The 18,734-nt window shown below is 58.5% G+C and carries 19 protein-coding genes; 13 read left to right on the top strand and 6 right to left on the bottom strand.

The genetic code is table 11. The annotated features are described in order from the left end of the window. Positions 1-121 precede the first annotated feature (121 nt). From ACQ4N7_RS04890 to ACQ4N7_RS04870, 5 genes are all read left to right on the top strand, one after another. Positions 122-1,558, top strand: a complete 1,437-nt coding sequence (locus tag ACQ4N7_RS04890) for a pyridoxal phosphate-dependent decarboxylase family protein (RefSeq protein ID WP_430710501.1) — start codon at positions 122-124, stop codon at positions 1,556-1,558. Between the two features lie 465 nt (positions 1,559-2,023). Beyond that, positions 2,024-2,683: a DUF3386 domain-containing protein gene (locus ACQ4N7_RS04885; RefSeq protein ID WP_430710500.1), complete on the top strand. Its 660-nt coding sequence runs from the start codon at positions 2,024-2,026 to the stop codon at positions 2,681-2,683. 129 nt (positions 2,684-2,812) lie between these two features. Further along, positions 2,813-3,364, top strand: coding sequence for a TrmH family RNA methyltransferase (locus ACQ4N7_RS04880; RefSeq protein WP_430710499.1), 552 nt, complete (start codon positions 2,813-2,815; stop codon positions 3,362-3,364). Positions 3,365-3,394: 30 nt separating this feature from the next. Continuing rightward, positions 3,395-3,679: a hypothetical protein gene (locus ACQ4N7_RS04875; protein ID WP_430710498.1), complete on the top strand. Its 285-nt coding sequence runs from the start codon at positions 3,395-3,397 to the stop codon at positions 3,677-3,679. Positions 3,680-3,681: 2 nt separating this feature from the next. Further along, positions 3,682-3,990, top strand: coding sequence for a DUF3181 family protein (locus ACQ4N7_RS04870; RefSeq protein ID WP_430710497.1), 309 nt, complete (start codon positions 3,682-3,684; stop codon positions 3,988-3,990). Between the two features lie 6 nt (positions 3,991-3,996). On the opposite strand, the gene ACQ4N7_RS04865 is transcribed toward ACQ4N7_RS04870, so the two are convergent. Then, positions 3,997-4,983, bottom strand: coding sequence for a hypothetical protein (locus tag ACQ4N7_RS04865; protein WP_430710496.1), 987 nt, complete (start codon positions 4,981-4,983; stop codon positions 3,997-3,999). A 151-nt stretch (positions 4,984-5,134) separates the two neighbouring features. On the opposite strand from ACQ4N7_RS04865, the gene ACQ4N7_RS04860 reads away from it, so the two are divergent. After that, entirely contained in the window at positions 5,135-5,833 is a 699-nt protein-coding gene (locus ACQ4N7_RS04860) for a response regulator (RefSeq protein ID WP_430710495.1), read from the top strand. 208 nt (positions 5,834-6,041) lie between these two features. On the opposite strand, the gene chrA is transcribed toward ACQ4N7_RS04860, so the two are convergent. Further along, on the bottom strand, positions 6,042-7,316 hold the full coding sequence (chrA, locus tag ACQ4N7_RS04855) for a chromate efflux transporter (RefSeq protein ID WP_430710494.1): 1,275 nt from the start codon (positions 7,314-7,316) through the stop codon (positions 6,042-6,044). A 286-nt stretch (positions 7,317-7,602) separates the two neighbouring features. Here chrA and ACQ4N7_RS04850 point away from each other — a divergent pair, with 286 nt between their 5' ends. Then, positions 7,603-8,511, top strand: coding sequence for a LysR family transcriptional regulator (locus tag ACQ4N7_RS04850; protein WP_430710493.1), 909 nt, complete (start codon positions 7,603-7,605; stop codon positions 8,509-8,511). Positions 8,512-8,598: 87 nt separating this feature from the next. On the opposite strand, the gene ACQ4N7_RS04845 is transcribed toward ACQ4N7_RS04850, so the two are convergent. Both ACQ4N7_RS04845 and ACQ4N7_RS04840 read right to left on the bottom strand, forming a co-directional pair. Then, on the bottom strand, positions 8,599-9,078 hold the full coding sequence (locus tag ACQ4N7_RS04845) for a hypothetical protein (RefSeq protein WP_430710492.1): 480 nt from the start codon (positions 9,076-9,078) through the stop codon (positions 8,599-8,601). 67 nt (positions 9,079-9,145) lie between these two features. Then, positions 9,146-9,598, bottom strand: coding sequence for a hypothetical protein (locus ACQ4N7_RS04840; protein WP_430710491.1), 453 nt, complete (start codon positions 9,596-9,598; stop codon positions 9,146-9,148). Between the two features lie 277 nt (positions 9,599-9,875). On the opposite strand from ACQ4N7_RS04840, the gene ACQ4N7_RS04835 reads away from it, so the two are divergent. After that, positions 9,876-10,601 carry a M15 family metallopeptidase gene (locus ACQ4N7_RS04835; RefSeq protein ID WP_430710490.1) on the top strand — a complete coding sequence of 242 codons (726 nt, stop codon included), beginning with the start codon at positions 9,876-9,878 and terminating at the stop codon, positions 10,599-10,601. 33 nt (positions 10,602-10,634) lie between these two features. Further along, on the top strand, positions 10,635-11,552 hold the full coding sequence (locus tag ACQ4N7_RS04830) for a hypothetical protein (RefSeq protein WP_430710489.1): 918 nt from the start codon (positions 10,635-10,637) through the stop codon (positions 11,550-11,552). 129 nt (positions 11,553-11,681) lie between these two features. Here ACQ4N7_RS04830 and ACQ4N7_RS04825 read toward each other — a convergent pair whose 3' ends face one another. Then, positions 11,682-12,947 (bottom strand): FIST signal transduction protein, encoded by a 1,266-nt coding sequence (locus ACQ4N7_RS04825; protein ID WP_430710488.1) that lies wholly within the window; start codon positions 12,945-12,947, stop codon positions 11,682-11,684. Between the two features lie 395 nt (positions 12,948-13,342). Between ACQ4N7_RS04825 and ACQ4N7_RS04820 the strand changes: the two genes are divergently transcribed. Both ACQ4N7_RS04820 and ACQ4N7_RS04815 read left to right on the top strand, forming a co-directional pair. Further along, complete coding sequence (locus ACQ4N7_RS04820) at positions 13,343-13,570, top strand: Calvin cycle protein CP12 (RefSeq protein WP_430710487.1); 228 nt, start codon at positions 13,343-13,345, stop codon at positions 13,568-13,570. A 123-nt stretch (positions 13,571-13,693) separates the two neighbouring features. Then, positions 13,694-14,050, top strand: coding sequence for a Spx/MgsR family RNA polymerase-binding regulatory protein (locus tag ACQ4N7_RS04815; RefSeq protein WP_430710486.1), 357 nt, complete (start codon positions 13,694-13,696; stop codon positions 14,048-14,050). 152 nt (positions 14,051-14,202) lie between these two features. On the opposite strand, the gene ACQ4N7_RS04810 is transcribed toward ACQ4N7_RS04815, so the two are convergent. Beyond that, the gene (locus ACQ4N7_RS04810; protein ID WP_430710485.1) at positions 14,203-14,385 is read right to left on the bottom strand and encodes a CsbD family protein; all 183 of its coding nucleotides are present in this window, start codon (positions 14,383-14,385) and stop codon (positions 14,203-14,205) included. 170 nt (positions 14,386-14,555) lie between these two features. Between ACQ4N7_RS04810 and ACQ4N7_RS04805 the strand changes: the two genes are divergently transcribed. Then, a complete protein-coding gene (locus ACQ4N7_RS04805; RefSeq protein WP_430710484.1) occupies positions 14,556-16,607 on the top strand; it encodes a hypothetical protein in 2,052 nt (683 codons plus the stop codon). 720 nt (positions 16,608-17,327) lie between these two features. Beyond that, a complete protein-coding gene (locus tag ACQ4N7_RS04800; protein ID WP_430710483.1) occupies positions 17,328-18,632 on the top strand; it encodes a DUF3747 domain-containing protein in 1,305 nt (434 codons plus the stop codon). Positions 18,633-18,734: the final 102 nt, after the last annotated feature.

Raw genomic sequence — 18,734 nt, 5'->3', positions numbered from 1 at the left:
AGAGCCAAACGACAGAGAAGACTAAGGGGTGCTTCACAGGATTACTTTGCGTCGAGCGATCGCCTTGGCAGGGTCGCATTAGCGAGATAATTAAGCTATGTTCCCCCGCTAGAGGTGCCCGTTGGCTTTTCTTGCTCTGCCCGCCAATGCCTTTATTGACCCCCAGGGCCACAATCGAGCGGCCATTGAGGCTGTATTTCAGCAGGTAGCGGCGCAAATTCTTGACTACCTGGCGGGGGCGAGTGATCATGTGCCCCTGCCATCGGTTCAAGGCATTTCCTTTCAAGGAATTCCTGAACAGCCGACGGCGATCGCGCCCCTGCTCGACGCGCTGGGCGATCTGATGGCTCAGTCGATGAACCCATCACACCCCGGCTACATGGGCCATATGGACCCACTGCCCAGTACGGCGTCTATCGTCGGTGACTGGGTGGCGGCAGCGCTCAACAACAACATGCTGAGCGTTGAAATGTCTCCGGCCCTATCGCGGCTAGAGCCGCTGCTGCTGGCAGAGATCGCCCAGCTGTTTGGGCTGGGCGAAGCTTCTGGGGGGCTGCTGGCGAGCGGCGGCACCCTGGCCAATCTGCAAGCCCTGACGGTGGCCCGCAATGTCAAGCTCGGCTGTTTATACGAGGGGCTAGCCGGTGGGCCGCCGCCTATGATCTTTGCCTCAGAACTGGCCCACACCTCGATTCAAAAGGCGGGTATGCTGCTGGGGCTGGGGCTGAATGGGGTGGTGCCGATACCAGCCAACGCCCAAGGCCAGATGGATATCGGTACTTTGGAAGCAAAAATTCAGGGCGCGATCGCACGCGGGCAAAAACCCTTTGCGGTGGTGGCGACGGCGGGGACGACGGTGACGGGCAATATTGACCCCCTGCCCGAAATTGCCCGCATTGCTCAGGCCTATAGCCTGTGGTTACATATCGATGCGGCCTACGGCGGCGCGATCGCCTTCTCACCCACCCACCGTTACCGGCTAGCGGGCATTGAGCAGGCTGATTCGGTTACGTTTAATCCGCAGAAATGGCTGTACGTCACCAAAACCTGCGCTTCGGTGCTGTTTCGCGACATGGGCCTGCTGCACAGCCACTTTCGAGTTTCGGCCCCCTACATGAATACCGAAGCCGACTGGGCCAACCTGGGCGAACTGTCGGTGCAGGGCACCCGCCACACCGACGTGCTGAAGCTGTGGCTGACCCTGGCCCACCTGGGCAAAGCGGGCTGCGCCGAATTGATCGATGCCAGCTATGCCCTCACGGATCACTTTGTCGCCCAGGTGCGGCAGCGGCCCTGGCTGGAGCTGGCGAGCCACCCAGACATGAACCTGATCTGCTTTCGAGGCTGCCCAGCGGCCCTGCCACCTGACCAGTGGGATAGCTGGAATGCTGGCCTACAGCAGTATTTGCTGAACCAGCACCAAACGTTTTTGTCGCTGCCGGTGTTTCGGGGGCAGCGGTGGCTAAAAGCGGTACTGCTAAACCCGTTTACCACGGTAGCCCAGCTCAGCGACCTGTTTTTGGCTATGGATGAGTATGCGCTGAAAATACAGGCCTAGGGCTGGGACATTCCCCTGCCCGATCGCACCCCTATTCAGCCCGCACTTACCACACGTTATCCACAGCCGCAGAAAAATCTGTGGATAACGTGCTGCTTTAGCACGCTAAGAACGTAGTCGCAGGCAAAGAGTATTACCGAGTAAGGGCTGAAGCGCTCGCCCAATACATAGTCCTCCACATATGCCTGTGGAAAAGTATCGCCAGAACAAGCCTTTAAAGGCCTATCTATCGGCAAAATTTTCAGCCGCAATGGCCTGAGGTAAACATTGGATTTTCATCTTAAAGAAGCATCCCTAAGCAGGCTGTAAACCAGACTACGGTTTTAGAAAACTCTAAAGTACAGACCCAATCAGCCTGCTTAGGCACAGGCGCAGGCGGTGGAAGGCTAGAATCGGTATGCTAGAGAAACCCTCGTGTAACAGCGCCCCGCTGTTGCCGACCGACATTCACCGGGAGATTTTTTGATGGTTGGAACTCAACTCGCCGCACGGGACTTTTTTCGGGCGGCCTACGAAAACCGCTACACGTGGGATGCGGCCTTTCCTGGCTATACAGCTGATGTCACCTTTACCCACAATGGCCAGAGCCACACGGGCCAGGTCAAGGTCAGTGCCGACCTCAAGCTCGACGTGACAGGCATTGCCGACGATACGGCCCAAAAGGCGGTTCATGGCCAGCTGTTTGAGGTCTCCATTCACCGGGTTCGACGCGGGTTCGAAGACTCCCACGGCAACAACACCTTCAGCTACGGCGAAACCCTGCCCGATGGGTCGGTAGAGATTCTCATGGGTGGCAAAGCCGAGGGCGATCGCTACCAGGTCAAAAACAACGAGGTTTCAATGGTACACCGCCACATCCACGGCGTGGTCGTCACCATTCACACCTACAGCAGCCACGATACCGGGGCGGGCTATCTATCGCACCGCTACGACTCGGTCTACCATGACCCTAAAACGGGCGAACAAAAAGGTGGCCTCAGCGACTTTGAAGACGAGTATACCGAGGTGGGCGGCTACTATATTCTCTCTCGCCGAGCCATCGAAACCACAATTGAGAACGGCACCGACATGCAGGAAGACTCGCAGGAGTTTGTGTTCTCTAACATTGCTTTGCTAGCGGCCTAAGCACCCGATTGCTGGGTTAGTAATGCTGCTTCGCCCGCGCTGCCTGTTTCGGTAGGGCGGGTCTTTTCTTGTTTTGGCAGCGGCTGCTTCAATTATTTGTCGCTTCAGTACCCGTGCATCATCTTTTGTATGGCGCTAGTTCGTACCCAGTACCCCAACTTGCCCCGCCACGCGCTGATGGTGTGCGCCACTCTGGTGGAAAATCCGATCAATCTGGGCATGCTCTGCCGCACTACCGAAGCCTTTCGGCTAGAGGCGCTAGTGCTGAGCGACCTAACGCTGGTTCAGGACCGCAAGTTTCGTCAGGGAGCGGTGGCGACCCATCGGTGGCAGCCCTTAGCCGAGTGTGCAGCGGAGAACCTGCCCCAGTGGCTGTACCAGCAGCGACAGCGGGGCTATACCCCGATCGCCCTTGACCTACAGCCCCAGGCTGTGCCCTTAGCTGACCTGCGTTTTCCAGAGCGGGCGGTGCTGGTGCTGGGGCGCGAGCTGACGGGCATTCCTGCTGCCGTGTCGGCGGCCTGCGACCAGTCGGTGATGATCCCTCAGTATGGGGTGGTGCAGTCGCTGAATGTGCAAACGGCGGCCGCCCTGGCCATATATGCCTACATTGGCCAGTGGGGCATGGTTGCGGTTGCGTCGCCAGCCCCAACCCCTTTGGCCCCCACGCCCTTAGAATGAAGGTGTAGCTTTGAATGCAATAGTTGGCCTATGCCGCCCCGTTGGCCCCGTAAACCGACCCGAGAAGACCCTGCCTACCGCAAGTTAGAAGACCGCATTAACTTCGCGGTGCATGTAGCGGCATTTACTGCTGTGAATTCTGGGCTGTGGTTTTTTCATACCCTAGATCCTAACTGGGTTCCCTGGGTCGCTAAAGTAACGCTAACCTGGCTGCCCGTGCTCATAGGCAATGCCGTTTACATCTTTGCGATCGCAGACTATTCCCCCGTGCCGCTGTCTCCCACGGCTAAACCTGACCCCAATGGAGAATCTTAGTTATGTCTGATGCGTCTACAGCTCGGGCCATTGAAGCCCTGGCCGCAGCCATTGGCGACAAAGTTTACCTCGATGTCGCCAAGTGGCACTTGTATCTGGGCGATGCCAAACTGCACAGCCCCTTGGCCGAAAAGCTCTACCCGCTAGTGGTAGGCGATGAAGTCACAGAATCTGCTGTGACCGATATTCTGGCCAACACCCCTGTGGCCATTGGCGGCGGGCAAAAAACGGTGCCAATGGCCGATCTAATTCCGGCTGCTAGCAAAACCGATTTACTGGAGGCGATCGCCGACTACCAGCGCGACCTGTAACCCGTTCTAGCGACGTCGGGAGCGACCGTCGGTCCAATCGTCGCGGTTGTCTGAGCGATTGGGGGGGCGATAGAGAGGACGATCTGAGGGCAGATCGTCCTCAGGCCAGGGTTCCATTGCGTTGACGTCGATGGTGGGCACGTTGTCGTCGCGCAGGTTTGGCCCCGAAGGCAGCCCGGCGGTGGCATCGGTAACGGCTTCCCGCAGCTGGTTGCGCAGGTGGCGCGTGCGTTTTTTGACGTTGCCCAGCAGGCCGCCCAGCTTGTCTTGGGCCTCGGCCTGGAGCTTTTGGCGGCGGTCTTGGGCCTCGGCCCCCAGCTTTTGGCGCTGGTCCTGGAGGCGATCGCTCACCTGCTGCTGGGCCTGACGGGTGGTCTTAACGGCGGCATCCCAGCCCTGGCGGGGGTCGGGAACCCGGTCGAGGGGAATGCGATCAAAGGGCGATCGCGGCGCTGTAGGTTCTGGCGGCTGCGGTATGTCAGCCTGAATCAGGAGAGCTGAACGCAGCGCCGCGTCTTCTGCCATCATGCGGCGACGGCCCGTGCTGATTACGGCAACCGGGTCGAGGGCATACAGACCAGGAGCCAGACCGCTGCTCTCCTCAGGGATAAACAGGTATTGCAGAATGTTGCCGGTGGCCGGGTCGAAGCGATAGTCGAAGAGCTGGCCGGTGCGATCGCCGTGGTCAGACCAAATCTCGACCATGCCCAAGGGCAGGCAGTCTTGCAGGTGCTCGTCGATGGCCTCAATCTGCGCCCCCGCCCTGACCACCACGCCATCGCGGCCAATCGAGCCAATTTGAGACCACAAAAACCGCCGACTCTGGCGCTGGAGCAGCCCCCCGGCGCTACAGCCAACGCCTTGAACCTGGTGAGTGCGACCGTTGACCCAGACTTCAGCTATCGGGCCAAACTCTTCGGCAGTATCCAGGTTAATGGCCAGACGGTTGAGCAACTCGCTCTTCAGCATGCCCTGGGGAAATGGCCCGTCCATATCAACGCTCCTGCGATCGCTAGCCCAGGCCACCCTTGGCCTGGAGGGGACTATCTTCAATGGTAGTCGATCTGCCTTCTGGGGCTGAACCGCTTCCGGCCCTGCAATTACGGGTTAAAGTGAGCATTAATAGGTCATCTGGGACAGTGTTATGTCTGATCAAGCCGGAAATATTCTACTGGTAGACGACGAGCCCGGTCTACGGGAGGCGGTGCAGGCCTACCTAGAAGACAGCGGCTTTACGGTGCGGGCCGCCAGCAACGCCAAAGAAGGCTGGGATTTGCTCCAGCAGGAAACCCCCGATGTGCTGATCTCAGACATCATGATGCCCCAGGTCGACGGCTACGCCTTTTTGGCCCAGGTGCGCGACGACGTGCGCTTTAAGGGGCTGCCGGTGCTGTTTTTGACGGCGCGGGGCATGACCAGCGATCGCATTCAGGGCTACAACTCGGGCTGCGACGCCTACCTCTCCAAGCCCTTTGACCCCGAAGAACTGGTGGCGATCGTCAGCAGTCTGATCGGTCGCCGCGCCGCCCAAACCCCAGACTCCGGCGACATTCCCGATATCGCCGTCATGGCCCGCCAGATTGAAGAAATTAAAGCGATGCTGAGCCAGAAGGGCGGCATCGCCAAGGTGGCCTCCGACATTCGCATTGACCTTACCCCCCGCGAGCAGAGCGTGCTGGATCTGGTTGCCGAGGGGCTGATGAACAAGGAAATCGCCAGCCGCCTCGATACCAGCGTACGCAACGTCGAAAAATATGTCAGCCGCCTGTTCAGCAAAACCGGCACCAACAGCCGCACCGAGCTGGTGCGGTTTGCCCTAGAGCACGGCATGGTGACAACCTAAACAGAAAATTTAGACATCACGGATGGCCAGGAACCCGGTTCCTTGAAGGAACCGGGTTTCCTTTGCAAATAATGGGTCAACCCGTAGGGTGCGTTCACGAAGCAACGCACCAAAGCCTGCGATTGTGGAAGGTGCACTGCGTCTCAGGCAGACTAGCTCAGCTTTTGACCTGTGGAAATTTTAGTCGCCAATGCACCCTACGACTGCTTCAAACAATTGCCCCCGCTATTAGCCCCGCGATCGCCCCAGCGGGCACCAACTGCCACGTAGGGCGACGAAAACGGATCAGGGCTACCAGAGCGGCCAAACCTACAGTAATGGCAACGATGGTGCGGGGCAGCGTGGGCTGAATTAGCGCCGCAGCAGCGAGGGGGACAGCAGCGGCGGCGATCGCTCCCAACGCTGCTGGCAGCACCCCCTTAAGCGCGCTCTTAACCCAGGGGTTTTGCCGCAGCCGCAGCAAAAAGGGCGAAGCAAACATGATGAACAGAAACGACGGGGTGAAAATCGCGATCGTGGCCACCAGTGCCCCCACTGCCCCAGCCACCTTATAGCCCACAAAGGCAGCGGTAATCACCACCGGGCCGGGGGTGAGTTCGCCCAGGGCTACGCCATCAATGAACTGGTCACGAGTCATCCACTGAAAATCATTGACGACCGCCGTTTCGAGTAGCGGAATGATCACCAGGCCACCACCAAAGATAAACGCCCCGGTCTTGAGAAAAAAGGTGGTCAGGGGCAGAAAATAATTCTGAATGCGGTCTAAGCCCCAGAACCCAGATGCAGCGAGAGGTTCAGCCGTTACATTGGCGAGCAGATGAGGCCATCCCTGAGCGATCGGCCACAGGGGCGCGAGCCAGGCGCTGGTGCGGGCAGATGGTCCGGCGGGCGGTGGGGTGGTGGGCCGATACAGGGCCAGCCCGGCTAGGCTCGCCAGCAAAAATAGGAGCAGGATATTGACGCGAAAGGCGAGGGAGAGGATGAGAACTGCGATCGCGATCGCTACCCCCTGCCAATCTTTGATCGCCTTTTTGCTCAACTTCCAGCAGAAACCAAAAATAATGGCAATGACCACCGGCGAAATCCCCAAAAACAAGTCCTCGATTTGGGGCACGCCCTGAAACCGAAAGTAGGCCCAGGAGAGGCCCAGTACAATGAAGAAGGCCGGGGCAATAAAGCACAGCCCCGCCACCAGCGCCCCTAGCTGCCCCGCTCGCAGGTAGCCTGTGTAAATGCCGGTTTGAGTTGACGCCGGACCGGGCAGCATTTCGCAGATCGCTACCCCTTCGAGAAATTGCTCCTCCTTCATCCAGCCGCGCCGCACTACGGCTTCGTCGTGAATCATGGCAATGTGGGCCTGGGGGCCGCCAAAGCCGATCGCGCCTAGCTTTAGAAAGAGCAGAGCTAGCTCTTTCAGCCGGGTTGGCAGAGCTTCTGAGGGTGGCTCTACAGCTAAAGGGTCTAGATCGGGCGATTTATTCATGGACGCACAGAAATATCGATGCCAATGTATCGGAATTCGATGGCGAAGTCCTATATGGGGCAATACATTTACGAATCTGATAACTCAAACAGTTCGCCAAACAGCCCCTGAACTTATTGCTGGGCATCGTCTAAGCGCCGCTTGCCTAGGTCGGTGGCCCCATAAAAGCGCCGGGTTTGGCGACCCTCTGTCTCTTCTAAGACCCAAACCAAAACCGACATTCACTTGCTTTAACAACTTTTATGTTGCTAAACTCAATAAGTATTTCTACTGTGTATTGCCTGCCATGAATCAGCAATTGCCCAGCACAAAGGGAATTACCCTCCACCAAATGGAGGTTTTTGAGGCGGTTGCTCGCCACGGCAGCTACACAAAGGCGGCTGAAGAGCTGTATTTGACTCAGCCCACGGTTTCGATTCAGGTCAAGCAGTTATCTCAAACCATTGGCCTGCCCCTGTTTGAAATGGTGAGCAAAAAACTGTATTTAACTAAGGCGGGCGATGCCTTGCTGACAACCTGTCGCCAGGTCTTGGCCCAGCTCTCAACCCTAGATGAAGCGCTAGTGGCTTTTCAGGGGTTAGAGCAAGGGATGGTAAAAGTAGCCACGGTTGAAACCGGCAAAACGGCCCTGGTTCAGCAGCTAAAACCGTTTATGGATCGCTATCCAGGCCTGGAGCTTGCGATGCATATTGGCGATTATCAGCAGTTGCTAGAACGTCTGCAAAATAATGAAGACGATATTTATTTATTTAGCCTGCCGCCAGCGCTGAACGGAATAGAGGTGTTGCCCTGCATCGATGTGCCGCTGCATATTGTGGCGCACCAGCAGCATCCTCTTGCAGAGCAAACGGCAGTGACGCCGCAGCAGCTAGCCCAAGAGTCATGGATTTTAAGTGAACCAGGGTCAGCCAGTCGCCAGCTGCTGGAGGACTTTTTCACAGCTCAGTCTATTAAAGTTCGCAGGCGACTGGAGCTAAGCAGCAGCGAAGCCATCAAGGCCAGCATTCGGGCGGGGCTAGGCATTGCGGTGCTGCCGGCCTCAGAGCTGTCTAGCGCAGACCTTGAAACTGACCTGGCTATTCTACCTGTAGCCGAATTTTCGCTGCGGAAACAGTGGCACCTGGTGTACCTGAAAGGGAAGTGCTTGTCTCCAGGGGCAGCGGCGTTTCTTGCCTTTGTTTTGGAACGGTTTTGAGCCGGGAAAGGCGGATTGTTGGAGGGGTAGCCAGAAGTCTGGACGCATTAAGCCAGGGGCAGCGCGATCGCCAGCTTCATGCACCATTTAGTTGCCAAACCCTCGAAAGTGGCCGGGGAAAAGGTTAATGCCCAGGGCCGATTTGACCAGGTAGGCCAGCATCACGATGCTGGTGCTTAACGCTAGATTGAACCCCAGCAGCAGCGCCACGGCCATAACCCAGTTGCCCAGCTGCGTCAGCCGCGAAACGGGTACATGCCGCTGGGTGCGGCGGCGGTCTTTGCCCACCATTAGCACGATGAAATAGCGACTGATCAATAGGTCAATGGTGAACCGCAGATCGACTAGCTTAGGCGCTGGCTTGGGGATGGCCAGGGCAATCACGCGCTCGATTTCTGCCCGCTGCTGGGGGGTAAGACTGGCCTCGACCTCAGGGTGAAGCTGGGCCCGGTAGGTGGCAGGCTGGGGCGAAGCCCTTCGCGCCTTTGGAGACGTGGACGGGGGCACGGCTGGGGACGCAGCGCCAGCGGAAGTAAACTTGCGAATTTTATGCCAGTAGGCTCTCATGGGGCATTTGGACTCTAACTAATGTTTTTGAGATGTGAAGGCCGTAGGTGCTCTACGTTTCAGGTACTTAAAGATGTTCCCAGGGCACCCAGCCTGGCCAGTGGTGGTGGTAGAGGCTGGTTCCTGCCCACAGCGCCAGCAGCAGGCTGACCATCATCACGAGATGCCAGCGGCGGCGGGTTGACTGACTGTGCTGCAGCATCTGCCCAACATTGGCCATTAGACACACCAGGGCAACGCTGGACGCCCACAGGGCCAGCACAGTGTAGGCCCAGTATTTGTAGTGGATGTTGTCGGGCCAAAAGGGCGGGAAGATATCGAAGGCAACGACCAGGGCGATCGCACCGGAAACTACCGCGCTAGCGGGCACCACGCTACCCCAGCCCACCCCCAGCCCGTAGGCCACCAGCAGTCCGGTGATGACCACCACAGCTTTGGGCGCAGCCAGGGCCGCCAGCCACCAGCCCCAGTGACCCACTCCCACGATTAAAAGTCCTAGCCACCAGGTCAGTATAAGCACGGCATCACGGGCTTTTGAGCTTCCACAGACTATCCAAAAGTTCCCTACCGATGAGCCACAACTCTTGCCCGCAGGCTGGCTGGGCTCAAATTTACCAAGACTTCAAAATTAGGGCAGCGGCGACTGTCAAACAATGACCAAACTGAGCTGATGGCTATCACCAAGCTAGAACTGGCGCTTTGGGCCTTGAGAAAGCCTGTTTGCATCAGGAAAAGCTGCCATAATCCTCAGCATGTGGAGCATTGTGCGATCGCGGTTATCTGAGTCAGAGGGCGCTATGAAACCCTACCAGGCCATTCCTATCTGTGACTGTGGCGAACCGCTGGTGCCCATTGCGGGCGATCGCGTTTCTCTGGTTCAGCCCCACCCCTACCAGGTGTTGGGGGCACCCTACGGCCACCAGTCCCCCTACTACCTGCGCACAGGCGTATTAGCCGCCCTGCTCCAGGCCCAGGCGGTACTGCAACAGCAGCAGCCGGGCTGGAAGATTCAGGTGTTTGACGCCTTTCGCCCCCTGGCGGTGCAGCGGTTTATGGTGGAGCGCACCTTCTTAGAGCAGGTGCAGGCCCGAGGCTGGGTGGCTGATACCCTCACAGCGGCTCAGAGAGAGGCGGTCATGGCCGAGGTGATTCAGTTTTGGGCCGTGCCCAGCGACGACCCGGCCACCCCTCCACCCCACAGCACCGGGGCGGCGCTGGATGTGACGCTAATGACTGCAACCGGCACCGTGGTAGATATGGGATCGCCCATTGACGAGGTATCGCCGCGATCGCATCCCGATCATTTTGCCGCCAGCCCTGGCCCTATCGAGCAGCAGTTCCACACCCATCGCACCCTGCTAAATCAGGTCATGGCGGCAGCCGGGTTTCGCCGCCACCCCAACGAGTGGTGGCATTTCTCGCTGGGAGATCAGCTGTGGGCCTGGCAGCGACGCCAGGAAACCGACTGCGAAGACTTTTTGGCCCACTATGGGCGAGCCTCGGTAGACTTGTGGGTACAGTGATACCACCGGGTGGGCTTCGAGGAGGCAACAGCAATGAAAGCTTGGTCATGGATGCGCCTGTCGGCAGTCGGTCGGGTTGGGAATGCGTTGCCCATTGTGCTGGGGCTGGCCCTGGCGGCGGCGGTGCCAGCGCAGGCTCAATCTACGGCTATTCTGCGATCGTCGCTACAGCTGGCGGTGTGCCTGAATGATTGGGATAGCGCGATCGCCCGAGCTGGCGAACTGGAAAAAGTGCCCGATCTGCCGATTAAGACCCAGGCTGAACTGGTGATTCTGCGCCGCCAAATGCAGGTTCTTCGCCAAAACCAGGCGGTTGTGACCAATATTGACGCCTGTCAGCCGGTGCTGGAGGGGTTTGGCCTACCGGGCTACAGCGGGCGACCCTTACAGCTCGAACGAGCTGCTGCATCCCAGGTGGGCCTCAGCAGCTCTACCCTCATTCCTGATCAAATCATTCGACAGCTAGAAGCTTTCTGGCAGGCCGGGCTGGGGGTTAGCGCCGACACCCCGCTGGACCCGCTAGCCGAAGCTCGACGCATCAACACCCGCAGCGGCAGCGGCGTATCCACCGGAGCCGTCAGCCGCTACGTTGACGTGTACGCCTTCCTCGGTGCCGAAGGCGATACCCCCAGCCTAGACTTAGACGTTATTCAGCAGCGACCTGGGCTGTTATACACCGACGACAGCTCGCTTCTCTTTTTGTTTGACACCGCTGGCCGACTGCTGGCTGAAGCCCGCACTACCTCAGCGCTTCAGCCTCAGCTCGACAACCTGCCCCTGCCCGCTACCGGGGTCTACTACGCCGCCGTAACCACTCCCCAGCACCGGCCTGTGCTAGACGCAGGGGGATTTATAACCGGCTGGCAGGGCATTGGCACCAGCGCTGTCACCTATACGCTGACGGTGCGGGGGGTGACGCCATCGCCGCAGTTAGGGGTTGGGGGGCGGTGATGAGGAAGGGGGAGTGCAAAGTTCAAAATTGAGAATTCAAAATTTTGAATGTTGCCTTTGCCCTTTGAACTTTTTGCTACCCTGCACGAAGCTGCTCCGCGCCTATACCCCCTAATCTTCCTTACCTCGTTATCGCTCCACTTCCGACGACGGCTGGCGGCAAATGCCAAAGACCGATGTAAACCCGTGTAGAAATGTGGTCTGTCCCACGGGGCCAATTTCGCCGCCGCAGAAAAAGCCGCCTAGGGGCAGTCCCGGTAGGTACTGAGCGAACAGGCTGGAGTCAAAGTTGGCCTGATCATAGAGCCCTTCGCCTCGCCCAGCGCAGGCAAACATGAGCGCTCCGGCGGTTGTGGTAGAGGCCGGGGCTTGGTGCTGGTAGCGCTGCAGCAGGTTTTCGAGATCGATCGCGGAGGTGTGGGCATCGCGCAGGTGAAACTGCACTCGCTGACCAGGGCGCAGTCGATCGCCCACGGCGATCGCGCCCATTTTGGGGTCAACCCCCAGCAGAGTGCGAATCAAAAAATCGCCCTGGTCGAGGGTGAGCTTAAAGCTGTCCTGGGCGATGCCAATAAAGAGAGAACGCTGGGCTAGCTGGCGATCGCTTTCAGACAGCGTGTCAAATAGCGCTTGCAGTAGCTCCAGGGGCGGGCGAGGGTCGTCGCCATCGGCGGTACCCAGGGCCAGCAAAATGTTGCGCTCGGCTTTGTCTACTCGATAGACCGGGCCAATGGGGCGGCACCCCTGAGCCACAATGGTATCGAGCACTAGGGGCCCCGAGAGGGCGACCCCGACCACGCCTTCGCTGTACAGGGTGCGATCGCAAAAAAGTCCGCTGTGGCGGTTGAACCCGTCTATACCGGCCAGTCCACCAATTTTCACCCCGCTGGGATAGGCAAAATCTAGCCCCTGAAGCAGGTCATTGATGCCCGATGAAAAGGGATCCGCCATCAAAACAAACTGAGGATTTTGCGCTGGATCTACCCCAATCAGCTCCGACCAGGCTGAGGGCGGGCTGTCTAAGTCAGGCAGGTCGTCGCTCGACACATGAAAACTCTGCACCGATACCCCCGGCAGCTTGGCCACCGTCAGGCTGAGAGCAGGGGTGTTTTCGATCTCCTGGGGCTGGCCCTGGGCACTGGTACCAACAATACCGCCGCCGCTGCACCCAACCAGGGCGGGAATGGGCAACAGGCTTTGCAGCAGGGGCAACAGCCGGGCAAACTCACTGGTAAACGAGGATGAAATAAACACCAGCCCCAGGTCAGGGGTCGTCGTCAAGCGCCCCTGGAGCTGCTCAACTACCTCCTTAACAGCCCCTTCCAGGGAAGGACAGGTAGACACAGCGTTAGCCCACTCCATGGGCGGGTAGCCCGGTTGGGGAATATCGGTCATCGGGTATGTCCCCTCCTCTTGTGGTTCCAGTCTAGATCGGAATGCCCACTAACCTCAGCAGATCAAGCCTAGCGAACAATGTTCAGCAAGCACCCCTGCTAGGGTAGGGATGTGTAATATGGATACTAGGTACTTCTACTGGGTCTACCTACTGGACGCACCGGCTGGGCTCACCTCGGTGGGCTATCGACGGGCCGCGTCAGGCCAGCGGTTTTTCTGTCAAGGGAGTAACCCTCCCACCGTTGAGTAGAGTTTCCATCGCCAGGCCACTTAAACCGGTGAAGTATACTGGGCCTGAAGCCGGGATAGTCCATTGACACCAGCGGATGCATCCCCTTGAGCTGCCAGGCGTCAGTCCCCCACGATAGTTGTTTACATAACGGTAAAGAAAGCAAATGAGCGAGAACATCAAAGAGCGCATCGAGAAAGAAATTGAAGATGCCCGAAACGCCTGCGACGTCTCCGGCAGCAACTCTCAAGAGTGTGCCGCCGCTTGGGATGCCGTCGAGGAGCTTCAGGCTGAGGCCTCTCACCAGCGCGATAAGGGGACGGACAGAACCTCCCTAGAGACCTACTGCGACAACAATCCTGAGGCGGATGAGTGCCGGGTCTACGATACCTAAGCGATCGCGAAGTTTCTCCGAGAGCTTAAAACATTCTAAAGAAACGTCCTGGTCGCCGGGGCGTTTCTGACATTTTTGCCTTTCCTCAAGATTGTTAAAAACTTGACTTTTAGCTGAGCCGCTATGTCGCTACTTGTCTATGGCATTCCCAACTGTGGCACCTGTAAAAAGGCGCTGCAATGGCTCGACAGCCACGCCATTGCCTACGAGTTTATCAACACAAAAGACAGTCCCCCCGACCCAGAGCTGATTACCGACTGGGTAAATACCCTGGGCAGCAAGGCGATGCGCAATACCTCCGGTCTGTCGTACCGCGCCCTGGGCGACGAGAAACAAACCTGGGGCGACCCGGAGTGGATCAGGGCCTTTAGCCAGGATGCCATGCTGCTGAAGCGCCCCCTGTTTGTAAAAGATGGTAAGGCGGTGCTAGTCGGATTTCGGGCCTCTGAGGCGGTGCTAACGGAGACGTTGGGCAAGTAGGGGCGGTGAACTCATTAAAGTGACCTCAGGTAGGGACGCACCAAAAAACAGCCAAAAAAGGTTCCAATCCTAAAGAGAATTGGAACATAAACTAAGCCAGAGACTATCAAATGATGGGGATAAAGCTCTTTGGCAATGCGTTTGAGGCGCTCTTAGCCGATCGCACGCTTGGTTTGATCTTTGGCATCTTCAACGGAGTGGCGCACCTTGGCCTCGGCCTGCTTGGCCTGGCCTTTGACTTGGGCCTCGCGATCGCCGGTTAGTTTGCCGCCCGCTTCCTGAACCTTACCTTCAATATCTTTAGCCGTCGCCTTAGCCCGATCTTCTACAGACATGGTCTTTGACCTCCAAATGACGAACTTTTCCTGCATCCTACGCCCTGAGCTAGACCGCTCCTTCCGCAGAAGGACAGAGAAGGGACTCCACCAAAATGAAGGCATTGGAGTATCCTGAAGCATCATGGGCAGCTTGGTTAGAAACGGAACCTGAAGTCAGGGCTGGAGCTATGGAGTACTGGGAATTTCTGCTGCAAAAGGAGGGCGACCAAAGCTGGCTCCCCCTCGATGCTGCCCAGGTAGAAATTTTGGAGGGCCGCTACCGCGTAATGGCCCATACCAGTCAAACCAATACCCCCGTGCGGATTCAGATTAGTCAGCTGTTGCCCGATAGCCAGGAGCAGCGATCGGCCCTTCAGGGCAGAGTTCCCAGGCGGCGCACCCTGCGGCGTCAGAGCGAAACCAACAGCAACGGCCTGATGGTGGTTATGCCCTTTACCCGTCTGCGAGAGGGCACCTGGGATATTCAGTGCGCCAGCGCGAGTCAGCCTGACGAAGCCGCCGCGACAGCGGCTCAACCAGCCTGGGGCTACGCGGTACAGCTGCGGGTCGTGGGCCAAGATTCTGCTGACGATGGCGACTGGTTTGCCGACGACGGTAGCGAGGGTCTAGACGCGATCGCCGCTGCCGGGTGGCAAACCGATCCTTTCGCCTCCAGTGCTGGGGCTGATGTCGATCTAGACGCAGCCGCGGCGGCAATGGACGCCTTTCAGGCCCAGCTGGCGGCGGGCTTAGACGAGCAGGCCTACGGGCTAACCCTGCCCCACACCGCGCTGCTGGGCAGCGAAGGCGAAAGCCTGGGGCTCACAGCGACCGTGATGGGTCCGGCCCTTGGAGATAGCCCAATTCGCTCGCCCCTGACCCTGGTGGTGCGGCTGTTTGACCCCCAAACGGCCACTACTGTAGCTCTGGCCCCGGCTCCGCTGGCTATAGCTGCGCTACCCAGTACCGTTACGCTGACCGTAGCGGTGCCCCCTCAGCTGTCGACCCGACTGCTGCTGGGGGAAGTAGGGCTGCTGGCTGGGGCCGAGGTAGTGGCCCTGCAGCGATTTACGGTCACGGTAGATGTGGCCTCGCTGTTTGATGCGATCGCTAACCAGGCCGAAACCGACGCCGATCTAAACGTCGTCTTTCCGGCTGAGCCCGCCGATGCGGCAGAGGCTGTTGCCGCCTCACCCCCGCCTCACCCCGATCTCAAAACCTGGGATATTGCCAGCCGCGCGGCTCCACCGCGGGAAATGCCCATCCTGACCCTGCCCCGCAGTGGTACTGCCTTACCCCCCAAAATTTACTACCCTTCTCCCCATGAGACGGCGGCACATCAGCCTACGCTACCCCCTGTAGGGCGGCCAAAATCCTCTCCTCCGAGAGATCCCGTCCCTGCTCCAGAAGCTGCTCCAGAGGCTGGGGCTGGGGTTCCGGCCCGCGCAACGATTGCCGGTGCAAACCTGAACCGAGGGCTCAGTCTGCCGCCAGTTTCCCCCCCTTCCCAGCCTGCTGACCCCCTGGCTGCGCTGAGCGGCCACCCCCCCGACTCTAGCCACAAACCCCGCAGGCAATTGCCACAGCTCATCTCTCATGAGGACATGGGGTTTAGAGATTTGAAGCTGCAAGATCGCTTCTGGGCCAGACTCAATGAGCTAGCGGTCAATCTGCAGCAGGAGGCCTTAGACCGTCCCCAGCAGGAAACCACCGAGACCGAACCGATCGCGGTAGAGGATGCCGTTGAAGCACCGCCGGAGTTTATTCCCTTTGCGGGCGAGGTCGTGATCTATGAGGATGAAGACCCCGCCCTCAGCGCTGCCGCCAGGGCTGAGGCTGTGACGGTTGAGGAAGCTGGCCCCGAGGCGGCGGAGGTAATCACTCCGCCGATGCCAATTCTGCTGCTGCCCGAGGGCGATCTGACCGCTGGTGAACCCGTCGTGGCAACGCTGCGGGTACCGTTTCATCCCAACCGCCTGTACCTCAAGGTTTGGATTACTGATCCTCAAACTCGCAGCCTCGCCGATGAGCCTCGTCAGGTCATGAACCTGCTGCCTAATGGGCAGGGGCAGATGGAAGGTAATCTACAGCTTACGGTGCCCCTGGGCTGTCTGGAAGCCCGATTTGAGGCTATTTCTATCGACCTGGTAACGCAGCAGGAGAGCTACAAAGCCTCTGTTAGTCGGGCTATTACCCCGCCTGGTCTCACCTCGCCGGGGCTAGATGAGTTTCAGATCTAGGGGCTGTCGTCAGCTAGCGTCTGACGGCCTGATAGTCAACCGTTACAGCCCCTAGTAGTCAGCCAAGCTAATAGTGACGGGTATGGTTCAAGGTTTCAGGTTCAAGGCGAGCCTTGGGTCATATACCTTGAACCCTGCACCTAGAGCGGCTGGCCCTTGTCAGTATCAGCTTGGTCAAGTACTAGCCTGCCCTAGTCTGCCGTTTAAGGGTGGGGCCGGGCGGGGCAGCGCAGACAGGATCAGGATCGTGGCCAGAATCAATGACATACCGGGAGGGCATCGAGCCTAGGCTGAAGGCAGGGTAAAACCATGAGGTTTTGCAACAAATCCTAGGAAAACCTGCAAAAAGTGGGGTTGTACACCAGGGATGACCCTACAATAAATGGCGTCTTTTCAGGCCAACCAGCCCCATTGGCCCCCTGGGTCAACAAGACCTGGTTTAGGTTTGAGAAGTTCCGGTCGTTGCCCTGGGACGATGGTTGTTTGACCCCTGACTGATCTAGGTTTTGGGGCCTGGGTGAGTCCGGCTCATAATCTCAATGTTGAGCCGTAAACCCGTGTTGTCAGACAGTCTGGTAAGTGGTTGAGGGTAGAGTTTGCCCCCGATTGCCAGGGCTTAAGGTAGAGAAATCATCCCCACATCAAAACCGCTATCTACTATCTAGGAAACTAGGACGGGTGACAATGAATCCTATGTCGAAGCTTAAAGCGGCTGCGTTTATGGCAGCTACTCTCGGGGTGCTTGGTGGGGCAGGGCAGGCCGTTGCCCAAAACCGCACCCCAGTTCAGCCTATGGTTCGCGAGACGGGTACGCTACTAGCGCAGACCTTTGGCAACACTGATATCAATGCGGCCAACTTTCTGGTGGTGGCTGTGCCAGGCAGTACGTCTCAGCCCTATCGACTGTACATCGTAGAACAGCTCCAGCCCAATCCTCCCTGCTGGACGATCGCTAACCCCGGCGGTGAGCCCACTCAAGTCAATGCGCTGTGGAATACCTTTGACTTTACCGGCGTCTGCCGCCTACAGCGTGACACCAATGGCTATGCGGTTCGACTGGCAGGCCAAGACGTGTCGGGGGCCCGATTTGAGGTCAACCAGCGAGATGGCGATTTGCTGCTGCAGTTTGCGCCTAGCACTATCTCGCGCGATCGCATCACCATTGGCCGCGCTAACGGCATCAGCCCTACCGGCTTTACTCAAATCGATCTCAACCCTGGTTGGTCGCTGACCAAGCGCACCTTTAACGGGCAAATCGTTAGCTCTCACCTGGTGTACTTCACCAATGACCTCACGCTGGCCCAGCTGCAGGGTGGGCAAACCGGTGGCGGCACACCGCCGGTGACGCCGCCAGTGACGCCGCCGGCGGTGGCCTTCAACGACATTCGCGGCAACCGCTACGCGGCTGAAATTACCCGTGCTGCTAGCCTGGGTGTGATCTCGGGCTTTCCGGATAATACCTTCAAGCCCACCAGCCCGCTGACCCGGGAGCAGGCGGTGTCTGTCGTCATAGAAACAGCCGCTGAAATCCTGCCTACGTCGCTGATTGCCGAGCGATCGCAAGTTGTCTCTAGCCCGCCTTTCCCGGATGTGGCCGCCAACCGCTGGAGCGCGCTCAAAATTCAGCAGGCCAAGCAACTGGGCCTTGTGACTGGCGATGCCGGTACCGGCAACTTCCGGCCTACCGACAATGTCTCCCGAGCCGAACTGATGGCGATGATGTACAAACTAGCCCTAATTCGGGCTGATGCCGGTGCGGGCGATACGACCAGCACAACTCCAGTGCCAGGCCGCGACCAGGTAACGGGCGGGCTAATTCCCAATATTTCCAACCCGACCAACTTTACCGATATCGCTGGCCACTGGGGCGAAAACGCGATCAAGCAGATGGCAGCTGTGTGTGCGATCGCAAGTCCCCTCAACGAGACGGGGACGAACTTTGCCCCCAACACTAACGCGCTGCGCGACTATACCGCCGCCGCCGCCGTTCGCGCTATCGACTGCCCTGCGGCCCGGCCCCAGTAGGCAACGACAGTAGGGCAGCGTCCCTGTTGTAGAGACAACGGATTAGATCTAGGGTGAACGTCGGAGGGCGCTCACCCTATTTTTTGTTGTCTACGTCTTGGT

The organism is Nodosilinea sp. AN01ver1 (assembly GCF_050565655.1).
Lineage (GTDB): Bacteria > Cyanobacteriota > Cyanobacteriia > Phormidesmidales > Phormidesmidaceae > Nodosilinea.
The sequence above is the reverse complement of the archived record's forward strand: the minus strand, read 5'-3'. Positions and strand labels throughout refer to the sequence as shown.